15 protein-coding genes are annotated in these 15,278 nt (G+C 57.1%); 11 read left to right on the top strand and 4 right to left on the bottom strand.

Translation table 11 applies throughout. The features are described 5' to 3' along the window. The first annotated feature begins 4 nt into the window (after nt 1-4). The 8 genes from IBX51_RS01070 to IBX51_RS01035 all read left to right on the top strand — a co-directional run bounded on the left by IBX51_RS01070 (nt 5) and on the right by IBX51_RS01035 (nt 7,485). The gene (locus IBX51_RS01070) at nt 5-589 is read left to right on the top strand and encodes a YggT family protein (protein WP_291827765.1); all 585 of its coding nucleotides are present in this window, start codon (nt 5-7) and stop codon (nt 587-589) included. Between the two features lie 257 nt (nt 590-846). Beyond that, complete coding sequence (locus IBX51_RS01065; RefSeq protein WP_291827763.1) at nt 847-2,811, top strand: dynamin family protein; 1,965 nt, start codon at nt 847-849, stop codon at nt 2,809-2,811. 172 nt (nt 2,812-2,983) lie between these two features. After that, entirely contained in the window at nt 2,984-4,132 is a 1,149-nt protein-coding gene (locus tag IBX51_RS01060) for a homoserine O-acetyltransferase (RefSeq protein WP_291827760.1), read from the top strand. Next, a complete protein-coding gene (gene metW, locus IBX51_RS01055) occupies nt 4,129-4,734 on the top strand; it encodes a methionine biosynthesis protein MetW (protein ID WP_291827759.1) in 606 nt (201 codons plus the stop codon). Before IBX51_RS01060 ends, metW begins: the two co-directional genes overlap by 4 nt. Next, nucleotides 4,731-5,177, top strand: a complete 447-nt coding sequence (locus IBX51_RS01050; RefSeq protein ID WP_291827756.1) for a DUF4426 domain-containing protein — start codon at nt 4,731-4,733, stop codon at nt 5,175-5,177. The genes metW and IBX51_RS01050 overlap by 4 nt, the downstream gene beginning before the upstream one ends. Nucleotides 5,178-5,181: 4 nt before the next feature. Further along, the gene (gene rdgB, locus IBX51_RS01045; RefSeq protein WP_291827753.1) at nt 5,182-5,781 is read left to right on the top strand and encodes an RdgB/HAM1 family non-canonical purine NTP pyrophosphatase; all 600 of its coding nucleotides are present in this window, start codon (nt 5,182-5,184) and stop codon (nt 5,779-5,781) included. A 4-nt stretch (nt 5,782-5,785) separates the two neighbouring features. Then, complete coding sequence (hemW, locus tag IBX51_RS01040) at nt 5,786-6,934, top strand: radical SAM family heme chaperone HemW (protein WP_291827751.1); 1,149 nt, start codon at nt 5,786-5,788, stop codon at nt 6,932-6,934. A gap of 77 nt (nt 6,935-7,011) precedes the next feature. After that, on the top strand, nt 7,012-7,485 hold the full coding sequence (locus tag IBX51_RS01035) for a hypothetical protein (protein ID WP_367166328.1): 474 nt from the start codon (nt 7,012-7,014) through the stop codon (nt 7,483-7,485). Between the two features lie 21 nt (nt 7,486-7,506). Here IBX51_RS01035 and trmB read toward each other — a convergent pair whose 3' ends face one another. From trmB to IBX51_RS01020, 3 genes are all read right to left on the bottom strand, one after another. Beyond that, the gene (gene trmB / locus IBX51_RS01030; RefSeq protein WP_291827748.1) at nt 7,507-8,232 is read right to left on the bottom strand and encodes a tRNA (guanosine(46)-N7)-methyltransferase TrmB; all 726 of its coding nucleotides are present in this window, start codon (nt 8,230-8,232) and stop codon (nt 7,507-7,509) included. A 72-nt stretch (nt 8,233-8,304) separates the two neighbouring features. Continuing rightward, nucleotides 8,305-9,837 carry a YifB family Mg chelatase-like AAA ATPase gene (locus IBX51_RS01025; protein ID WP_291827745.1) on the bottom strand — a complete coding sequence of 511 codons (1,533 nt, stop codon included), beginning with the start codon at nt 9,835-9,837 and terminating at the stop codon, nt 8,305-8,307. Between the two features lie 71 nt (nt 9,838-9,908). Further along, a complete protein-coding gene (locus IBX51_RS01020) occupies nt 9,909-10,160 on the bottom strand; it encodes an accessory factor UbiK family protein (protein WP_291827744.1) in 252 nt (83 codons plus the stop codon). A 385-nt stretch (nt 10,161-10,545) separates the two neighbouring features. Between IBX51_RS01020 and glnK the strand changes: the two genes are divergently transcribed. Continuing rightward, the gene (gene glnK / locus IBX51_RS01015) at nt 10,546-10,884 is read left to right on the top strand and encodes a P-II family nitrogen regulator (RefSeq protein WP_004578958.1); all 339 of its coding nucleotides are present in this window, start codon (nt 10,546-10,548) and stop codon (nt 10,882-10,884) included. Between the two features lie 71 nt (nt 10,885-10,955). After that, complete coding sequence (locus IBX51_RS01010) at nt 10,956-12,203, top strand: ammonium transporter (RefSeq protein ID WP_291827719.1); 1,248 nt, start codon at nt 10,956-10,958, stop codon at nt 12,201-12,203. Nucleotides 12,204-12,346: 143 nt separating this feature from the next. On the opposite strand, the gene speE is transcribed toward IBX51_RS01010, so the two are convergent. Further along, on the bottom strand, nt 12,347-13,228 hold the full coding sequence (gene speE / locus IBX51_RS01005) for a polyamine aminopropyltransferase (protein WP_291827716.1): 882 nt from the start codon (nt 13,226-13,228) through the stop codon (nt 12,347-12,349). A 139-nt stretch (nt 13,229-13,367) separates the two neighbouring features. On the opposite strand from speE, the gene speA reads away from it, so the two are divergent. Beyond that, a complete protein-coding gene (gene speA, locus IBX51_RS01000) occupies nt 13,368-15,278 on the top strand; it encodes a biosynthetic arginine decarboxylase (protein WP_291827714.1) in 1,911 nt (636 codons plus the stop codon).

The raw sequence follows: 15,278 nt of genomic DNA, 5'->3' as shown, positions 1-15,278 counted from the left end.
CTTCATGCTGGCAGATATTGTGATTACGATCTTGCTGATCGCCTCGACCTTTTACATGACCATTGTCCTGCTGCGCTTCTTGCTTCAGCTTGCGCGGGCCGACTTCTACAATCCGATTACGCAGTTCGTGGTAAAGGCCACCAATCCGCCTTTGCGCCCCTTGCGCAGGGTTGTACCTGTCTTGGGCGGTGTTGACGGAGCAGCGCTGGTACTGGCGGTTATTATCCAGGCGATTACCTTCTTCCTGATCCTGGTAGCCTTAAATGGAGGCATTCCCGCTGTCAATCCATTAACGTTATTGGTCTGGGCTGTCCTGAACGTAATCGGACTGATCGTGAAAATTTACTTCTGGTCAGTGATTGCCGTGGTGGTTGTGAGCTGGATTGCACCACAAAGCGGGCACCCGGCCATTCAACTGGTTGCACAGATTACCGAGCCGGTCATGCGCCCCGTGCGCAGCATCATGCCATCCATGGGTGGGCTGGACCTGTCGCCAATCATTGTGTTCCTGATCCTGAATGTCATTTCCGTGATGATTGACCACATGAAACTGGCTGTTGGCCTGGGCTCGATTGGCCTCGGGATGTAACCTACCTCACAAATATACATTTCTTTACAGATCAATCACTAATGACACAATAAAGACTGCAGTATCAACTTACTGATACTGCAGTCTTTTTTTTACATACTGTCACCCCCTTCTGGAAATGCAGACTGGCTCACCCCAACAGCCTGAATAAACAGGCTATGATTAACGTCATTTAATTCAGGGGGCAAGAAATACGCCGGACGTCGTCCGCAAGCTCCCTGGGATAGCACCCGGAAGTCGCGCAGAAGGATTATCCAATGAACCAGCAGGGAACTCTGTCGCAGCAGGTTGAGGCCTATCATAACTGGAAGAAAGAGCTGATCCGGCAGATTGGCCGGTACCGGCTGTGGCTGCAAGATAACAACCTGTTCTCGGAAGATGTCAGCACTCGCATTCGACACGGACTGGAACTACTCATAGAAGACGAGTTGACCATTGCCTTTGTCGGTGAGTATTCACGAGGTAAAACCGAGCTGATCAATGCTCTGTTTTTCGCTGAATACGGCCAGCGTATGCTGCCATCACAAGCCGGCCGGACCACCATGTGCCCGACCGAGCTGTTTTACGATCGCAGCGCCAACCAGAATTATCTGCTTCTGCTCCCGATTGAGACCAGAACCGGCGAACTTTCCCTGCAGCAACTCCGCAAGCAACCAGATCGCTGGGTAAAACATGACCTGGACGAGCGTAATCCTGAAATCATCCGCGAGGTACTGGCCGAGGTTGCCCGGGTCAAGAGCGTCTCGCCAGAAGAGGCGCGCAAGCTCGGTTTCGATGAGGACATGCTGGAACACGACCGCAACAATCCGGGTCATGTACTGGTGCCTGCGTGGCGAAATGCCCAGATCAGTATCCGTCACCCGTTGTTTGAGCGCGGCCTTCGCATACTCGATACCCCAGGCCTGAATGCCCTGGGGTCTGAACCGGAGCTGACCATCAGCATGCTGCCGCGTGCCCATGCGGTGATTTTTGTTCTGAGCGCAGACACTGGCGTTACCGCCAGCGATATGACCATCTGGAAAGATCATATCGATACCGAGCACGCCGATCATCGCGCTGGCCGGTTTGCGGTGCTGAACAAGATTGACGTGCTGTGGGATGACCTGCAGGGCGAACAGCACACTCAGGATGCCATCGAGCGGGTACGCAACTACACCGCTGATCACCTCGGCATCCGCCAACAGGATGTTATTCCGCTGTCCGCCAAACAGGGTTTGCTGGCGCGGGTCCGCAAGGATAACGACCTGTTCGACCGCTGCAATATCGGTCAGCTTGAGCAGTTGATTATTCAGCGCATCCTGATGCACAAAGAGCAGCTGATCACCCAGAACCTGATCAACGACCTGCTGGGCATGCTACAGAACAGCCAGGCGGCCATGCAGTACCGGCTGGAGTCATTGGAGGAAGAGCGCCAAGCCTGTGCCGGCGTCACCATAGACAAGCCCGCCTTGAGCCGGCTGGCTGAGCGGGCCCAGAAAGATTACGACTTCTACTACAAGAAACTGATCACGCTGCGCTCCTCCCGGCGACTGATGAACTCACAGGGCGAAATGCTGAACACGCTGGTGACGGAAGATCGGTTTGAAAACCATGCCAGCAAAGTCCGCCACATGATGTCCAAAAGCTGGACCACCGCCGGCATGAACCGGGCCATGGATCATTTCTTCGAGTTGCTCGAGGGCGATCTGAGCAACCTGCTCGCCGAAGGTCGGCTGGCAGAAAAAATGGTTGGCGCAATTTATCGGCGCTACAACGAAGATACCCGTGCCAGACATCTGGAGCCTATTCCCTTACGTGTGGGACGCCATGTCATTGCCATCCGGGAACTTCGCAAGAAAGCCAAGCGGTTCCGCATCAGCCCGAAAAACCTGCTGACCGAGCAGTCACTGCTGGTCCGCCGTTTCTTCAACGTAATGGTCGGCGAGGCCCGCACCCTGCACGCCCGGGTTCGCAAGGATGTCGAGCGCTGGCCGCAAGAAGCCCTGCTGCCGATCATGCAGTACTCGATGGAGCAGAAACAGCTGCTGGAACACCAGATCCGGCGGCTTCGCGATATGGTCCGGAGTGACCGCGACAGCCGCTCCGAGCGTCAGCGTCTGGATAATTCGATCGTCGATCTTCGCAAACAGCTTGAGCTGGCCGACGCGATGATGCGGCAAATCCGGAAACCGGCGCCCACCATGATTCAGCAAAAAGTCGTCAATATTTCTGGCGCAATCTGAGTGTTCGGGGCTTGGGCGATCACCGCCCTGGCCCCGAAAACTCCCGCTCCCGATACACACCGGTTGCAGCAACTCCCACCCCCCTTTAAACTGCAACGTTGTCGCAAACTTCCGCACAATTCACGGCCTGTGGCCAGACACTTGTGGACCGGACCAGGAACTCATCGCACCCATGCCCGATTCCCTGCCCTCGGATTCCGTGGGCTTAGTAAGCCCACGAACCATCCCTTTTGATGAGCCTATCGAGCTGGCCTGCGGCCAGACTCTGGATCGCTACGATCTGGTTATCGAAACCTATGGCACGCTCAAAGCGGATGCCAGCAACGCGATCCTGATCTGCCATGCCCTTAGCGGCCATCATCATGCCGCTGGCTATCACACCATGGACGATCGCAAACCCGGGTGGTGGGACAGCTGTATCGGCCCCGGAAAGCCGATTGATACCGATCGTTTTTTTGTGGTCAGCCTCAACAACCTGGGCGGCTGCCACGGCAGTACCGGCCCAAACTCCACCAATCCGAACACCGGAAAACCCTATGGCCCGGACTTTCCGGTCATTACCGTTGCCGACTGGGTAAAGAGCCAGGCCCGACTGGCGGACCATCTGGGCATCGAGCAGTGGGCTGCCGTGGTTGGCGGGTCGCTCGGTGGCATGCAGGCCCTTCAATGGAGCCTCGACTACCCGGACCGACTGCGCCACGCATTAGTCATCGCCTCCACACCCAGGCTGAGTGCTCAGAATATCGCCTTCAATGAAGTGGCACGCCAGGCCATTATCTCTGACCGGGAGTTCCATGACGGCCGCTACTATGACTTTGAGACCCTGCCACGCCGGGGATTAATGCTCGCGAGAATGGTTGGCCACATCACCTATTTGTCTGACGCCTCCATGGGTGAAAAGTTTGGGCGGGAATTGCGCGACACAGCCAACAAATTCGGTTTTGATGCCGAATTTCAGGTCGAAAGCTATCTGCGCTACCAGGGTGAGCGCTTTTCCGAAAGCTTCGATGCCAACACCTATCTGCTGATGACCCGCGCCCTGGATTACTTTGATCCGGCACATGCCGCCGGTGGCGATCTGGCGAAAGCATTAGCACCCGCACAATGCGAGTTTCTGGTGTTGTCGTTCAGCACGGACTGGCGATTCATCCCGGCCCGCTCGGAAGAAATTGTGAACGCCATGATCCTTGCCCGCAAAAAAGTCAGTTACGCCGAAATCGACGCGCCCTGGGGACATGATGCCTTTCTGATCCCCACGCCCAGGTATACCGACATCTTTACCGCCTACCTTGACCGCGTTGCACGGGAGGTGGGCGCATGAGACCGGATCTTCAGATCATTCAGCAGTGGGTCCAACCCGGCGATCACGTTCTGGATCTGGGTTGTGGTAATGGCACGCTACTCGATTTTCTGCAGCGGGAACGCGGGGCCACGGGCTTCGGTCTGGAGATTAACCCGGACCACATCACCACCTGCATGAGCCGCGGCGTCAGCGTTATCGAACAGAACCTGGACACCCAGGGTCTGGACAACTTTGACGATGGCATGTTCGACGTTGTCCTGATGACCCAAGCCCTGCAAGCCGTTCGTCGTCCGGATAAAGTGATTGAAGAAATGCTTCGGGTCGGTCGCGAGGGCATTGTCACCTTTCCCAACTTTGCCCATTGGCGCTTACGTTGGGGACTGACCCTGAAAGGCCGTATGCCCGAATCCGACGCACTTCCGTATAAATGGTACAACACCCCCAACATCCGGTTGTGTACCTTTAAGGATTTTGAGGCCCTGTGCCGGCAAAAAGGTATTCAGGTTAAAAGCCGGAGGGTGGTAGACGGTCAGCACCAGAACAGCTGGCTGGCTCGACTGTGGCCCAATTTGCTGGGGGAAATCGCTATCTATCGCATCACACGGGAGCAATCAAAATGATCACTCACCTCATAACACGGTTTTTGATCCTGACCTTTGGAATTTTCATGCTGGCCCAGGCTCATGCTGGCCAGGAAGATTTTGGCGAATATCAAGTACACTGGAGTGTCTTTCCCAGTACGTTCCTGACCCCTGAGGTTGCCAGAGACAACAACCTCCAGCGCAGCCGGAGCATAGGGACCATCAACATCTCCATCATGACCGAAGGTGAACACGGCCAGATTCGCACCGTTGGCGGGCAAATGGAAGGCCAGGTTGCCAACGATATTCAACAAGTGAACTTTCTGGCGTTCCGCCGTATCCAGGAAGGCGACTCCGTTTATTTCATTGCCCAGTACCAGCATCGCCCCGGCGATCTGATGACCTTTAATATAAAAGCCCGCCCCAGCGGCCATAATCGCGATCTTCAGGTTCGCTTTTCACACACCCTGTTTAATGACTAACGCCATGAACCAGACACTCGTCATCGCCAGCAACAACAAAGGCAAGATCACCGAGCTGAGCGACTTGCTCAGCCCCTTGGGCCTGCAACCGGTGGCGCAAGGCGAACTGGGCGTCAGCGAAGCTGAAGAGCCCGCCGTTACCTTTGTTGAAAATGCCATCCTCAAGGCTCGCCACGCTGCGAGAGTCACGGGGCTGCCGGCGCTGGCAGATGACAGCGGGCTGTCTGTGGATGCGCTGAATGGCCAGCCCGGCGTCCGCTCAGCCCGCTATGCCGGCGACAACGCCACCGATGCCGACAACGTTCAAGCTCTGTTGACCGCCATGCAGCAGGTGCCCGAAGGCCAGCGCAGTGCGCAGTTCCACTGCGTGCTGGTCTACCTGCGGCACGCCGATGACCCGACACCGATCATTTGCCATGGCCGCTGGCCGGGGCAAATTCTGACCAGTCCCCGGGGCGACGGCGGCTTCGGCTACGACCCGGTGTTTCTGGCACCGGAACACAACTGCAGTGCCGCCGAGTTGACCCGCCAGCAAAAGGGCAGCATCAGCCATCGCGGCCGGGCCTTGGCCAGCCTGCTGGCTCAGCTTCAGACGGAGACCTGACGGCATGACAGCCACTGCGCCTGCGGTGGTCTCTCCGCCACTGAGCCTCTACATCCATGTACCCTGGTGCGTTCGCAAGTGCCCCTATTGCGACTTTAACTCCCACGCCCTTCAGGGTGCGATTCCGGAAACCTCCTATCTCGACGCGATTCTGGAAGACCTGGACCAGGACCTCCAGTTTGTTCGGGCCCGCTCCATCGAAAGCGTGTTTATTGGTGGCGGAACGCCCTCGCTCATGAGTGGAGAGTTTTATCAGACACTGTTTAAGAGACTGCGCCAGCGGCTGACCTTTTCAGCAGACGCCGAGATCACACTCGAGGCCAACCCCGGCACACTCGAAGCCGGTCGTTTCGAGCACTTTCGCGAGGCGGGCATCAATCGCTTGTCGATCGGAGTACAAAGCTTTCAACCCGAACATCTCAAGGCGCTTGGCCGGATTCACGATCAGACCATGGCACATCAGGCGATTGCGACTGCCCGATCGGCCGGTTTTGATAACGTCAACATTGACCTTATGCATGGATTGCCTGGCCAGACGCCAGAGCAGGCTTTAACCGACCTGCGTGCGGCGCTCGCCCATCAGCCCACCCACCTGTCCTGGTACCAGTTAACCATTGAGCCGAATACCGAATTTTTCTCGCGCCCACCGGAGCTGCCGAATGATGATCGGCTTTGGGATATCTACCAGCAGGGCGCTGCCTTACTACACGAGGCAGGGTTCACCGATTACGAGGTATCAGCCTGGAGCCGGCCGGGATCAGAGAGCCGCCACAATCTGAACTATTGGACGTTCGGCGACTATCTGGCCTTGGGTGCGGGCGGCCATGGCAAGGTTAGCCTGGCCGACGGTCGTATTCTGCGTTACTGGAAAACCCGACAGCCAGACGCCTACCTGAACCGCATTGGTTCCCGAACCGCCGGCAGCGAAGCCATCGAACCCGAGGACCGGGCGCTGGAATTTATGATGAACGCGTTACGGCTAAAACAGGGGGTCACGGAGGATGTGTATTTTGCTCGTACAGGTTTACCCTTGTCGTCTGTTGCGGTACAACTTGACCATCTACGAAAACAACAACTGCTGACCGCCGATCGCATTCAGGCGACGGAACATGGGCAGCGTTACCTGAACAGCTTGCTGGAATATTTTCTCTGATGGACACCACTCAGCACTCTTCTGACCCCCAACCCCGAGCTATGCGGCGGTCAATAAAAATCTCCATTGCAGTTGCCGTGACGCTGTTCCTGGTGCTTATGGCGATCAACCAGCCTCTGAAAACCGGGTCAGCCCCGCAGGGTATTGTGAGCTTTCAGCTGGCAGGCACTGCCGAGCAATCGTATGCCATTATCCGGAGCTGGCGAGACGGCAAACTGATGTGGGTACAACTGTCCCTGTGGCTGGACTTTGTATTTATCCTGGCCTATCTGGCTGCTTTGCTGCAGCTGACACGGCACTTAACGCGGGACCGGCCGGGCATCAGGGAGCGCATGGTTGCGCGCTGGGTGCGATTGCTGTTCGTGATTGCTGGCGTGAGCGATGTGGCAGAAAACATTGTCTTGCTGAATAACCTGAGCCCGCCAACCGACTCCATGAGCATGACGGCCACCATACTGGCCCTGATCAAGTTTACCGGGATTGTGCTGGGCATAGCAGGGCTGGTGATCATCCGGGCCGCCAGGCGGCACCCCCTCAGTCATTCATCCTGAGCGGGGAGCTCTGGCAGGGCGTTAATTGGTCCGGTAGAACAGCAAATCCCAAACACCATGCCCCAGTTTTTCGCCACGCTTTTCAAACTTGGTGACCGGGCGATCATCCGGGCGCGGTGAAAAGCCACCCTCTTCCTGAGTGTTGGCAAAGCCCTCAGAATCCGCCATTACTTCCATCATATGTTCCGCGTAATTCTCCCAATCCGTTGCCAGGTGAAGAATGCCACCTACCCGTAATTTGTGGCGGATTCGCTGAACAAATTCATGCTGGATCAAGCGCCGCTTGTTATGTTTCTTTTTGTGCCAGGGATCCGGGAAGAACACCATCACCCGATCCAGGCTGGCATCCGGCAGGCACAGATCAATGACGTCATTGGCATCAATACTGTATACACGGACGTTCTCCAGTCCCCGGTCTTCCACATCCTTCAGCAGAGCCCCGACACCGGGCAAGTGCACCTCAACACCAATAAAATCCTGTTCCGGGGCAGCTTCGGCCATGTCTGCCAGCGACCTGCCCATGCCAAAACCAATCTCCAGGTTCAGCATGTTGTCCCGGCCAAATACCTCCCGGGGATCTATCATTCCATTTTCCCGGCTCAGTCCGTATTTAGACCAGCTACGTTCGTAGGCTTTTTTCTGGCCTTCGGTCATCCGGCCCTGGCGCAGCACAAAACTACGCACTCCGCGGCGGGTCGTGACCGGATTATCTCCGGAGGCGTCGGGGGTCTCGTTCTGGTCTGTCATCTGTCATCCTCAACCGTCGGTATGGATCTGATTATCGGAAATTTACCCATCAGTTTACCAGAGTCTGCCGGCTCAGGAGGAGACAACCGAGCTGTGCCCATGTTGACGATCCAGCTGCCGATAGCCCAGCGCCTCAATCAGGTGCTTGCGCGAAAGCTCCGCCTGGCCCTCCAGATCGGCCAGGGTTCGGGCTACCCGCAAAATCCGATGCAAGGCCCGGGCAGACAAGCCCAGCTTTTCCATGGCACTGGATAACAACCGCTCGCTGTCGGCATCCAGGCGGCAGGCACGATCAAGCGCTCGACCCGCCAGCCCCGCATTAAGAGCACCCCGCTGTTCTTGCAGGGCCCTGGCCTGAAGCACCCGCTCCCTGACACAAGCGCTTGATTCGCCCGCCTCGCCGGAGCCCAACAGCACCTTCCCTGACTGAACGGGCACCTCAACATGAAGATCAAAGCGGTCCAGCAAGGGGCCGGAAATTTTCGATCGATAGCGCATAATCTGCGGCGGTGTACACTGACACTCAATCGTCGGATGGCCACTGTAGCCGCACGGGCAGGGATTCATCGCGGCAACCACCTGAAACCGTGCGGGAAAGGTGACCTGGCGAGCGGCACGACTGATGGCGATTTCGCCGGTTTCCATAGGCTCTCGCAACACCTCCAGAACCCGGCGCTCAAACTCCGGCAACTCATCCAGAAACAGAACCCCACGGTGAGCCAACGAGATTTCTCCTGGTCGTGGACTGCTACCGCCACCCACCAGCGCTACCGCAGAGGCAGTATGGTGGGGCGCCCGGAACGGCGGCTGGCGCCAGCCACCCGCCTTGAGGGGCAATCCGGCTACAGAATGTACGCTGGCCACCTCCATGGCTGACGCGTCGTCGAGGGCGGGCAGAATGCCCGGCAGCCGGCCGGCCAACATGCTTTTCCCCGTTCCCGGAGGTCCAAAAAACAACAGGTTATGCGCGCCGGCGGCGGCTACCTCCAACGCCCTGCGTGGCACCTGCTGGCCCCGCACATCGGCCAGATCCGCTGCATCGGCAGCGGCGCCGGCGTCAGCGCCGGAATCGCCACGCCCAAGCGGCACCAGCCGGGCCCGACCCGCCAGATGCTCACACACCATCAGAATGTGGCTGGCCGCCAACACGTCGCCATTACTGGCCAGAGCGGCCTCTTCGGCGTTGTCTTGGGGCAGCACAAGCGATCGCCCTGCCTCACGCGCCGCTAACACCGCTGGCAATACGCCTTTGAGAGGTCGTAGCGCGCCATCCAGAGAAAGCTCACCGATAAACTCGAGGTCTTTGAGGCTCTCGCCTGCAATCTGGCCAGAGGCAGCCAGAATGCCAAGGGCAATGGGCAAATCGAAACGACCGCCCTCTTTAGGCAAGTCGGCTGGAGCCAGGTTGATGGTAATTCGGCGAGCAGGGAACTCGAAGCCGGCATTCAGCAGCGCACTGCGCACCCGGTCTTTGCTCTCCCGTACACCGGTTTCAGGCAAGCCAACAATCGAAAGCGCAGGCAATCCACCGGACAGGTGCACCTCGACGGTAACCGCAGGAGCAGAAACGCCAATAATGGCGCGGGAATGGACAACAGCAAGCATGACAACCTTCCTTGGCAATGTTTAAATTCGAGGCCCAAATGCGCATCCTGCGCTCGGGCTCAATCAGCAAATCACGACTGGATCCGCTTCTCCAGATCGGCAACGCGCTTTTCGAGTGCTTCGACCTTTTCACGGGTTTTCATCAATACCGCTTGCTGGGCGTCGAATTCTTCACGGGTAACCAGCTCCAGCTTTGACAGAACGGTCATCACGGTTGCCCGAGCCTGAGCCTCAAAATCGTCTTTCGCAGCTCGCGCCATATCCGGAACAAACTGGCCAAACTGACCCTGCAACTGAGCAAAAAAATCTTGTGGGCCTTTCATGCGACACCTCTTCAATAATCAGTTTCCCGGCAATATCAGACCATTGGCCATGCCGCTTACGATGCTCACGGGAGTGTATCACACCGCTGCCCCTGCCATACTGTACCCCGTCGGCATTATAATAGTGGCGGCCAGAGACACCGGCAGTGCGCTGTTTTGAGACAATGGCGGGCACTACGCACTACATTGGTGCAGGTAATTGCGCTACTCTGGCGCAAGCAATACCTATATTATTGTTTCTGTTATATTTTTTTGCGTTGGCACACCCGATGCTATAGCTCTCGTACGCAATCCGCACAATTGACGTGCGAGGTGGCAGCATCCCGAACTCAACAACCGGCCGATGGGCCCTCACTGTTGGGACGGCTTTACCAAGGAGAAAGCAATGAAACTTGTGACAGCGATCATCAAGCCTTTCAAATTGGATGATGTCCGTGAGGCACTATCCGAGATTGGCGTACAAGGCGTAACCGTCACTGAAGTCAAAGGCTTCGGACGGCAAAAAGGCCACACGGAACTCTACCGTGGCGCGGAATACGTGGTGGATTTCCTGCCCAAGGTCAAGGTGGAAGTTGCCATTGGCGACAATCTGCTGGACCAGGTCATTGAATCCATTACCAAAGCAGCCAATACCGGAAAAATCGGTGACGGCAAGATCTTTGTGACCGAACTGGAACAGGCCATCCGGATCCGGACAGGCGAGACCGGGGAAGAGGCAGTCTGACACCGGACTGACCTGGCAACTAGCCAACGCAAAAAACTTATAACCTAAGAGCCTTGTGCGGAGGGCCTCCTATGGAAAGCACTGTCTTTGAGATACAGTTTGCACTAGACACATTCTATTTCCTCGTTTGTGGCGCATTGGTCATGTGGATGGCAGCTGGCTTTGCCATGCTCGAATCCGGCCTTGTACGCTCCAAAAACACTACTGAAATTCTGACCAAAAACGTCGCCCTGTACGCGGTTGCCTGCACCATGTACATGATCTGCGGCTACGCCATCATGTATGGCGGCGGTATCTTCCTCAGCGGCATCACTGACATGGGTGTTGAAGAAGGCTTTGTGTATGAGGCTGAAGCAACCTACGCCCCATCCGCGGACTTCTTCTTCCAGGTTGTGTTCGTAGCCACTGCCATGTCCATCGTATCCGGTGCCGTCGCTGAGCGCATGAAGCTGTGGGCATTCCTGGTCTTCGCGGTGGTCATGACCGGTTTCATCTACCCGATGGAAGGCGCATGGACCTGGGGCGAGGCGGACGTCTTCGGCCTTTACAACCTCGGCGATCTTGGATTTAGCGACTTTGCGGGTTCTGGCATCGTTCACATGGCTGGCGCAGCAGCCGCTTTGGCGGGTGTTCTGTTGCTGGGCGCCCGTAAAGGTAAATACGGTCCGAATGGTGAAATTCGCGCCATCCCTGGTGCTAACCTGCCGCTGGCCACACTGGGTACGTTCATCCTGTGGATGGGCTGGTTCGGCTTCAATGGTGGCTCAGTCCTGGCTACTGCGAGCGCAGAATCCGCTAACGACGTCGCCATTGTTTTCATGAACACCAACGCGGCAGCAGCTGGTGGCGGTCTGGCAGCCCTGATTCTTGCCCGTCTCATGTTCGGCAAAGCCGATCTGACCATGCTGTTGAACGGCTCGCTGGCTGGCCTGGTAACAATCACTGCCGGTCCGGACACACCTACTCCGCTGTTGGCGACCATTTTCGGTGCGTTTGGCGGTCTGCTGGTGGTCTTCAGCATCGTCACTTTGGACAAGCTGCGCATTGACGACCCCGTTGGTGCCATCTCTGTTCACGGTGTTTGCGGTCTGCTCGGCCTGCTGCTGGTGCCGATCACCAACGGCGACTCCAGCTTCAGCGGCCAGATCATCGGCGCCCTGACCATCTTCGTCTGGGTATTTGGTGCCAGCTTGATCGTCTGGGCCATCCTCAAGGCGGTCATGGGCATTCGGGTTTCCGAAGAGGACGAGTACGAAGGTGTGGACTACTCTGAATGCGGTATGGAAGCCTATCCGGAGTTTGGTGGCGGCAAGCAGTAATATTGCCATAACACTGCAAACAAGAAGGGCGCCAATTGGCGCCCTTCTTGTTTTATGGGAGGTCGACGTTATTCAGCAGCCTGATACAAAGCGTCGTCAGCGTGTCTAATTTAGCCAAACCTCAGGAGCTGTCCATTTTCTGATCAGACTTCTTCTGGACGAATCTCATCCTCCAGTGCATCGACCATGAACTGCGGCATGGCCAGTGCGCCGTGATGAACGCCAGCGTTGTAATAGCGGGTTACGAACGGGCGGTTATTGGCGTCGTCTTCCCGGAAATACTTCAGCGGGTTGGTTTTACTGGCCATGGTGCAGCTCCACCAGCCGGTGGGGTAGACCGGCTGCGGGAATGGCAGCGTCTGTACATGGCCGAAACCAGCTTTACGCATATCGTGGTGGATCGTTTTGATGATGGTCTCGGTGTGCAGCAGCGGCGATTCGCTCTGCTGAACAATAATACCGCCCTCCCGAAGCGCAGCCATGGCATCCCGATAGAAGTCCAGGGCAAACAGGCCTTCGGCCGGGCCAACCGGATCAGTGCTATCGATAATGATCAGGTCCACGCTGTTGGGCTCGACTTCCCGCATCCACTGGATACCGTCGCCAAAAAAGAAGTTGGCGCGGGGGTCGTCGTTGGCTTCGCACAGTTCGGGGAAGTATTTTTCTGACATACGGGTTACCCGCTCGTCGATTTCTACCTGCCAGGCCTCGTTTACGCCCGGGTGCTTCAGCACTTCTTTCAGCGTGCCGCAGTCACCCCCGCCGACAATGACCACCTTTTTCGGGTCTTTGTGGGTGAACAAGGCCGGGTGCGTCATCATCTCGTGATACAGAAAGTTGTCTCGGGTTGTGAGCATGACACAACCGTCGAGGACCATCAGGTGACCGAAGGTCTCGGTTTCATATATTTCCAGCTTCTGGAACGGGGTCTGCTCCTCGTGAAGCTTCGCCTTTACCTGCAGCGAAAAAGCCGTACCCTGATCCTGGAATACCTCGGTAAACCAGCCTTCGTTCAATGTTGTCATGTCTGTCTCCCACTGTGTGCCGCCGCAACATGCCCGGACATCTTGAAAGGGGCGTATTGTAGGGGCACCGGTCAACTCCTACAATGCAGCCTGTTACCGGCCTGCCGGCCGCCCCGGGTTCCCTGACAGGATAGCAATAATGGCTGAAACCACAGCATCACCTGCCCACAAGGTTTATAACATCGCGCACTGGAGTGACGGCTACATTACCGTCAATGGTCAGGGCGAGGTGGAAATGTGCCCGGATCGGGGTCGCACCGAAGCGCGAATCAACCTTCCGAACCTGACCCGGTCGCTGGCTGGCGCGGGCGTCGCCTTGCCCGTGCTGATCCGCTTTACCGACATTCTGCACGACCGGGTTAACAAGCTGTGCGATGCGTTCAATAAAGTCACCACCGAACAGGGCTTTCAAGGCCGCTACACGGCGGTCTATCCGATCAAAGTGAACCAACAGCGCCGGGTGGTAGAAGAACTTCTGGCCGCAGAACCGGCGGCATCCGCCGGTCAGGTAGGGCTGGAAGCCGGCAGCAAGCCGGAACTGATGGCGGTGCTGGCTCTGGCCCATCAACCTGGCTCGGTGATCGTCTGTAACGGGTATAAAGATCGGGAATACATTCGCCTGGCCCTGATCGGCCAGAAGCTGGGGCACCGGGTCTTTATTGTAGTCGAGAAACAGTCCGAACTGCCGCTGATCCTGGACGAAGCCAAGCACCTGGGCGTGTCGCCCCTGATCGGTGTGCGGGCTCGGCTGGCTACCATCGGCAAGGGCAACTGGCAGAACACCGGTGGCGAGAAATCCAAATTCGGTCTGTCCGCCAGTCAGGTCCTGGATGTGATCGACACCCTGAAGCAGGCGAATGCATTGGATACCCTGCAACTCCTGCATTTTCACCTGGGCTCCCAGATCGCCAACATTCGGGATATTCAGACCGGCCTGCGCGAATGCGCGCGCTTTTACAGCGAACTGCATCAACTGGGCGCACCCATCGGCACAGTCGACATCGGCGGAGGTCTGGGCGTCGACTACGAAGGCACCCGTTCGCGCAGCAGTTGCTCCATGAATTACAGCGTTTTTGAGTACGCCTACAATGTGGTGCATGTGCTGCAAGCCGAGTGCGACCGTCAGGGTATTCCCCATCCGGACCTGATCAGTGAATCCGGCCGCGCATTGACCGCCCACCATTCGGTACTGATCACCAACGTGATCGACCGGGAAGCGCCAGATCACCGGGAGCCCGTGGTGCCAGCCAAAGGCGCACCCGCTCCGCTGGCGGATCTGTGGCGCGACCTGGAAAGCCTGCAAGACGAACACTCACCGCGCTCGCTGGCGGAAATCTACCATGACGTACTGCACGCCATGACCGACGTGCACGCGCAATTTGCCCACGGTTTGCTCTCGCTGGTCGAACGGGCCCAGGCAGAAACTCTCTATACCTGCTGTTGTCGTCTGTTGAGGGACCAGCTGGACAGTGCCAATCGAGCACACCGGGAGATCATCGACGAACTCAACGAGAAACTCGCGGAAAAGTTATTCGTAAACTTTTCACTGTTCCAGTCACTGCCGGATGTCTGGGGCATCGACCAGATCTTCCCGGTCATGCCGATCAATGGCCTGAACCGGCCCCTGAACCGCCGGGCGGTGATTCAGGACATCACCTGCGACTCCGATGGCCGCATTGATCAGTACGTGGACGGCCAGGGCATTGAGACCACCCTGCCTCTGCCAGAGGAAGTCCCCGGTGAGCCTTTATTGATGGGGTTCTTCATGACCGGCGCCTATCAGGAAATTCTGGGCGACATGCACAACCTGTTCGGCGACACCCACTCGGTGGATGTTCGCCTGAATGCCCGGGGGGAATATGACATCGGCACGCCCATTACCGGCGACACAGTGGCCAAGGTACTGCGTTACGTAAACTTTGAGCCAGACAATTTACTTGCGGCCTATCAGGCCAAGTTTTTGGCCAGTGCACTGGACTCCGAAACCCAGTCTCAACTCATGGAGGAGCTCAGGGCGGGCCTGGAAGGCTACACCTATCTGGAAGAATAG

Source organism: Marinobacter sp., assembly GCF_014859525.1.
Taxonomy (GTDB): Bacteria; Pseudomonadota; Gammaproteobacteria; order Pseudomonadales; family Oleiphilaceae; genus Marinobacter.
Note: the sequence above shows the minus strand (reverse complement) of the source record. Positions and strands in the feature narration are given on the sequence as shown.

Bases quoted from the DNA above. Each gene is read 5' to 3' on its own strand.
- IBX51_RS01070 (WP_291827765.1), top strand. From the start codon at position 5: ATGCTGGCAGATATTGTGATTACGATCTTGCTGATCGCCTCGACCTTT.
- IBX51_RS01065 (WP_291827763.1), top strand. From the start codon at position 847: ATGAACCAGCAGGGAACTCTGTCGCAGCAGGTTGAGGCCTATCATAAC.
- IBX51_RS01060 (WP_291827760.1), top strand. From the start codon at position 2,984: ATGCCCGATTCCCTGCCCTCGGATTCCGTGGGCTTAGTAAGCCCACGA.
- metW (WP_291827759.1), top strand. From the start codon at position 4,129: ATGAGACCGGATCTTCAGATCATTCAGCAGTGGGTCCAACCCGGCGAT.
- IBX51_RS01050 (WP_291827756.1), top strand. From the start codon at position 4,731: ATGATCACTCACCTCATAACACGGTTTTTGATCCTGACCTTTGGAATT.
- rdgB (WP_291827753.1), top strand. From the start codon at position 5,182: ATGAACCAGACACTCGTCATCGCCAGCAACAACAAAGGCAAGATCACC.
- hemW (WP_291827751.1), top strand. From the start codon at position 5,786: ATGACAGCCACTGCGCCTGCGGTGGTCTCTCCGCCACTGAGCCTCTAC.
- trmB (WP_291827748.1), bottom strand. From the start codon at position 8,232: ATGACAGACCAGAACGAGACCCCCGACGCCTCCGGAGATAATCCGGTC.
- IBX51_RS01025 (WP_291827745.1), bottom strand. From the start codon at position 9,837: ATGCTTGCTGTTGTCCATTCCCGCGCCATTATTGGCGTTTCTGCTCCT.
- IBX51_RS01020 (WP_291827744.1), bottom strand. From the start codon at position 10,160: ATGAAAGGCCCACAAGATTTTTTTGCTCAGTTGCAGGGTCAGTTTGGC.
- glnK (WP_004578958.1), top strand. From the start codon at position 10,546: ATGAAACTTGTGACAGCGATCATCAAGCCTTTCAAATTGGATGATGTC.
- IBX51_RS01010 (WP_291827719.1), top strand. From the start codon at position 10,956: ATGGAAAGCACTGTCTTTGAGATACAGTTTGCACTAGACACATTCTAT.
- speE (WP_291827716.1), bottom strand. From the start codon at position 13,228: ATGACAACATTGAACGAAGGCTGGTTTACCGAGGTATTCCAGGATCAG.
- speA (WP_291827714.1), top strand. From the start codon at position 13,368: ATGGCTGAAACCACAGCATCACCTGCCCACAAGGTTTATAACATCGCG.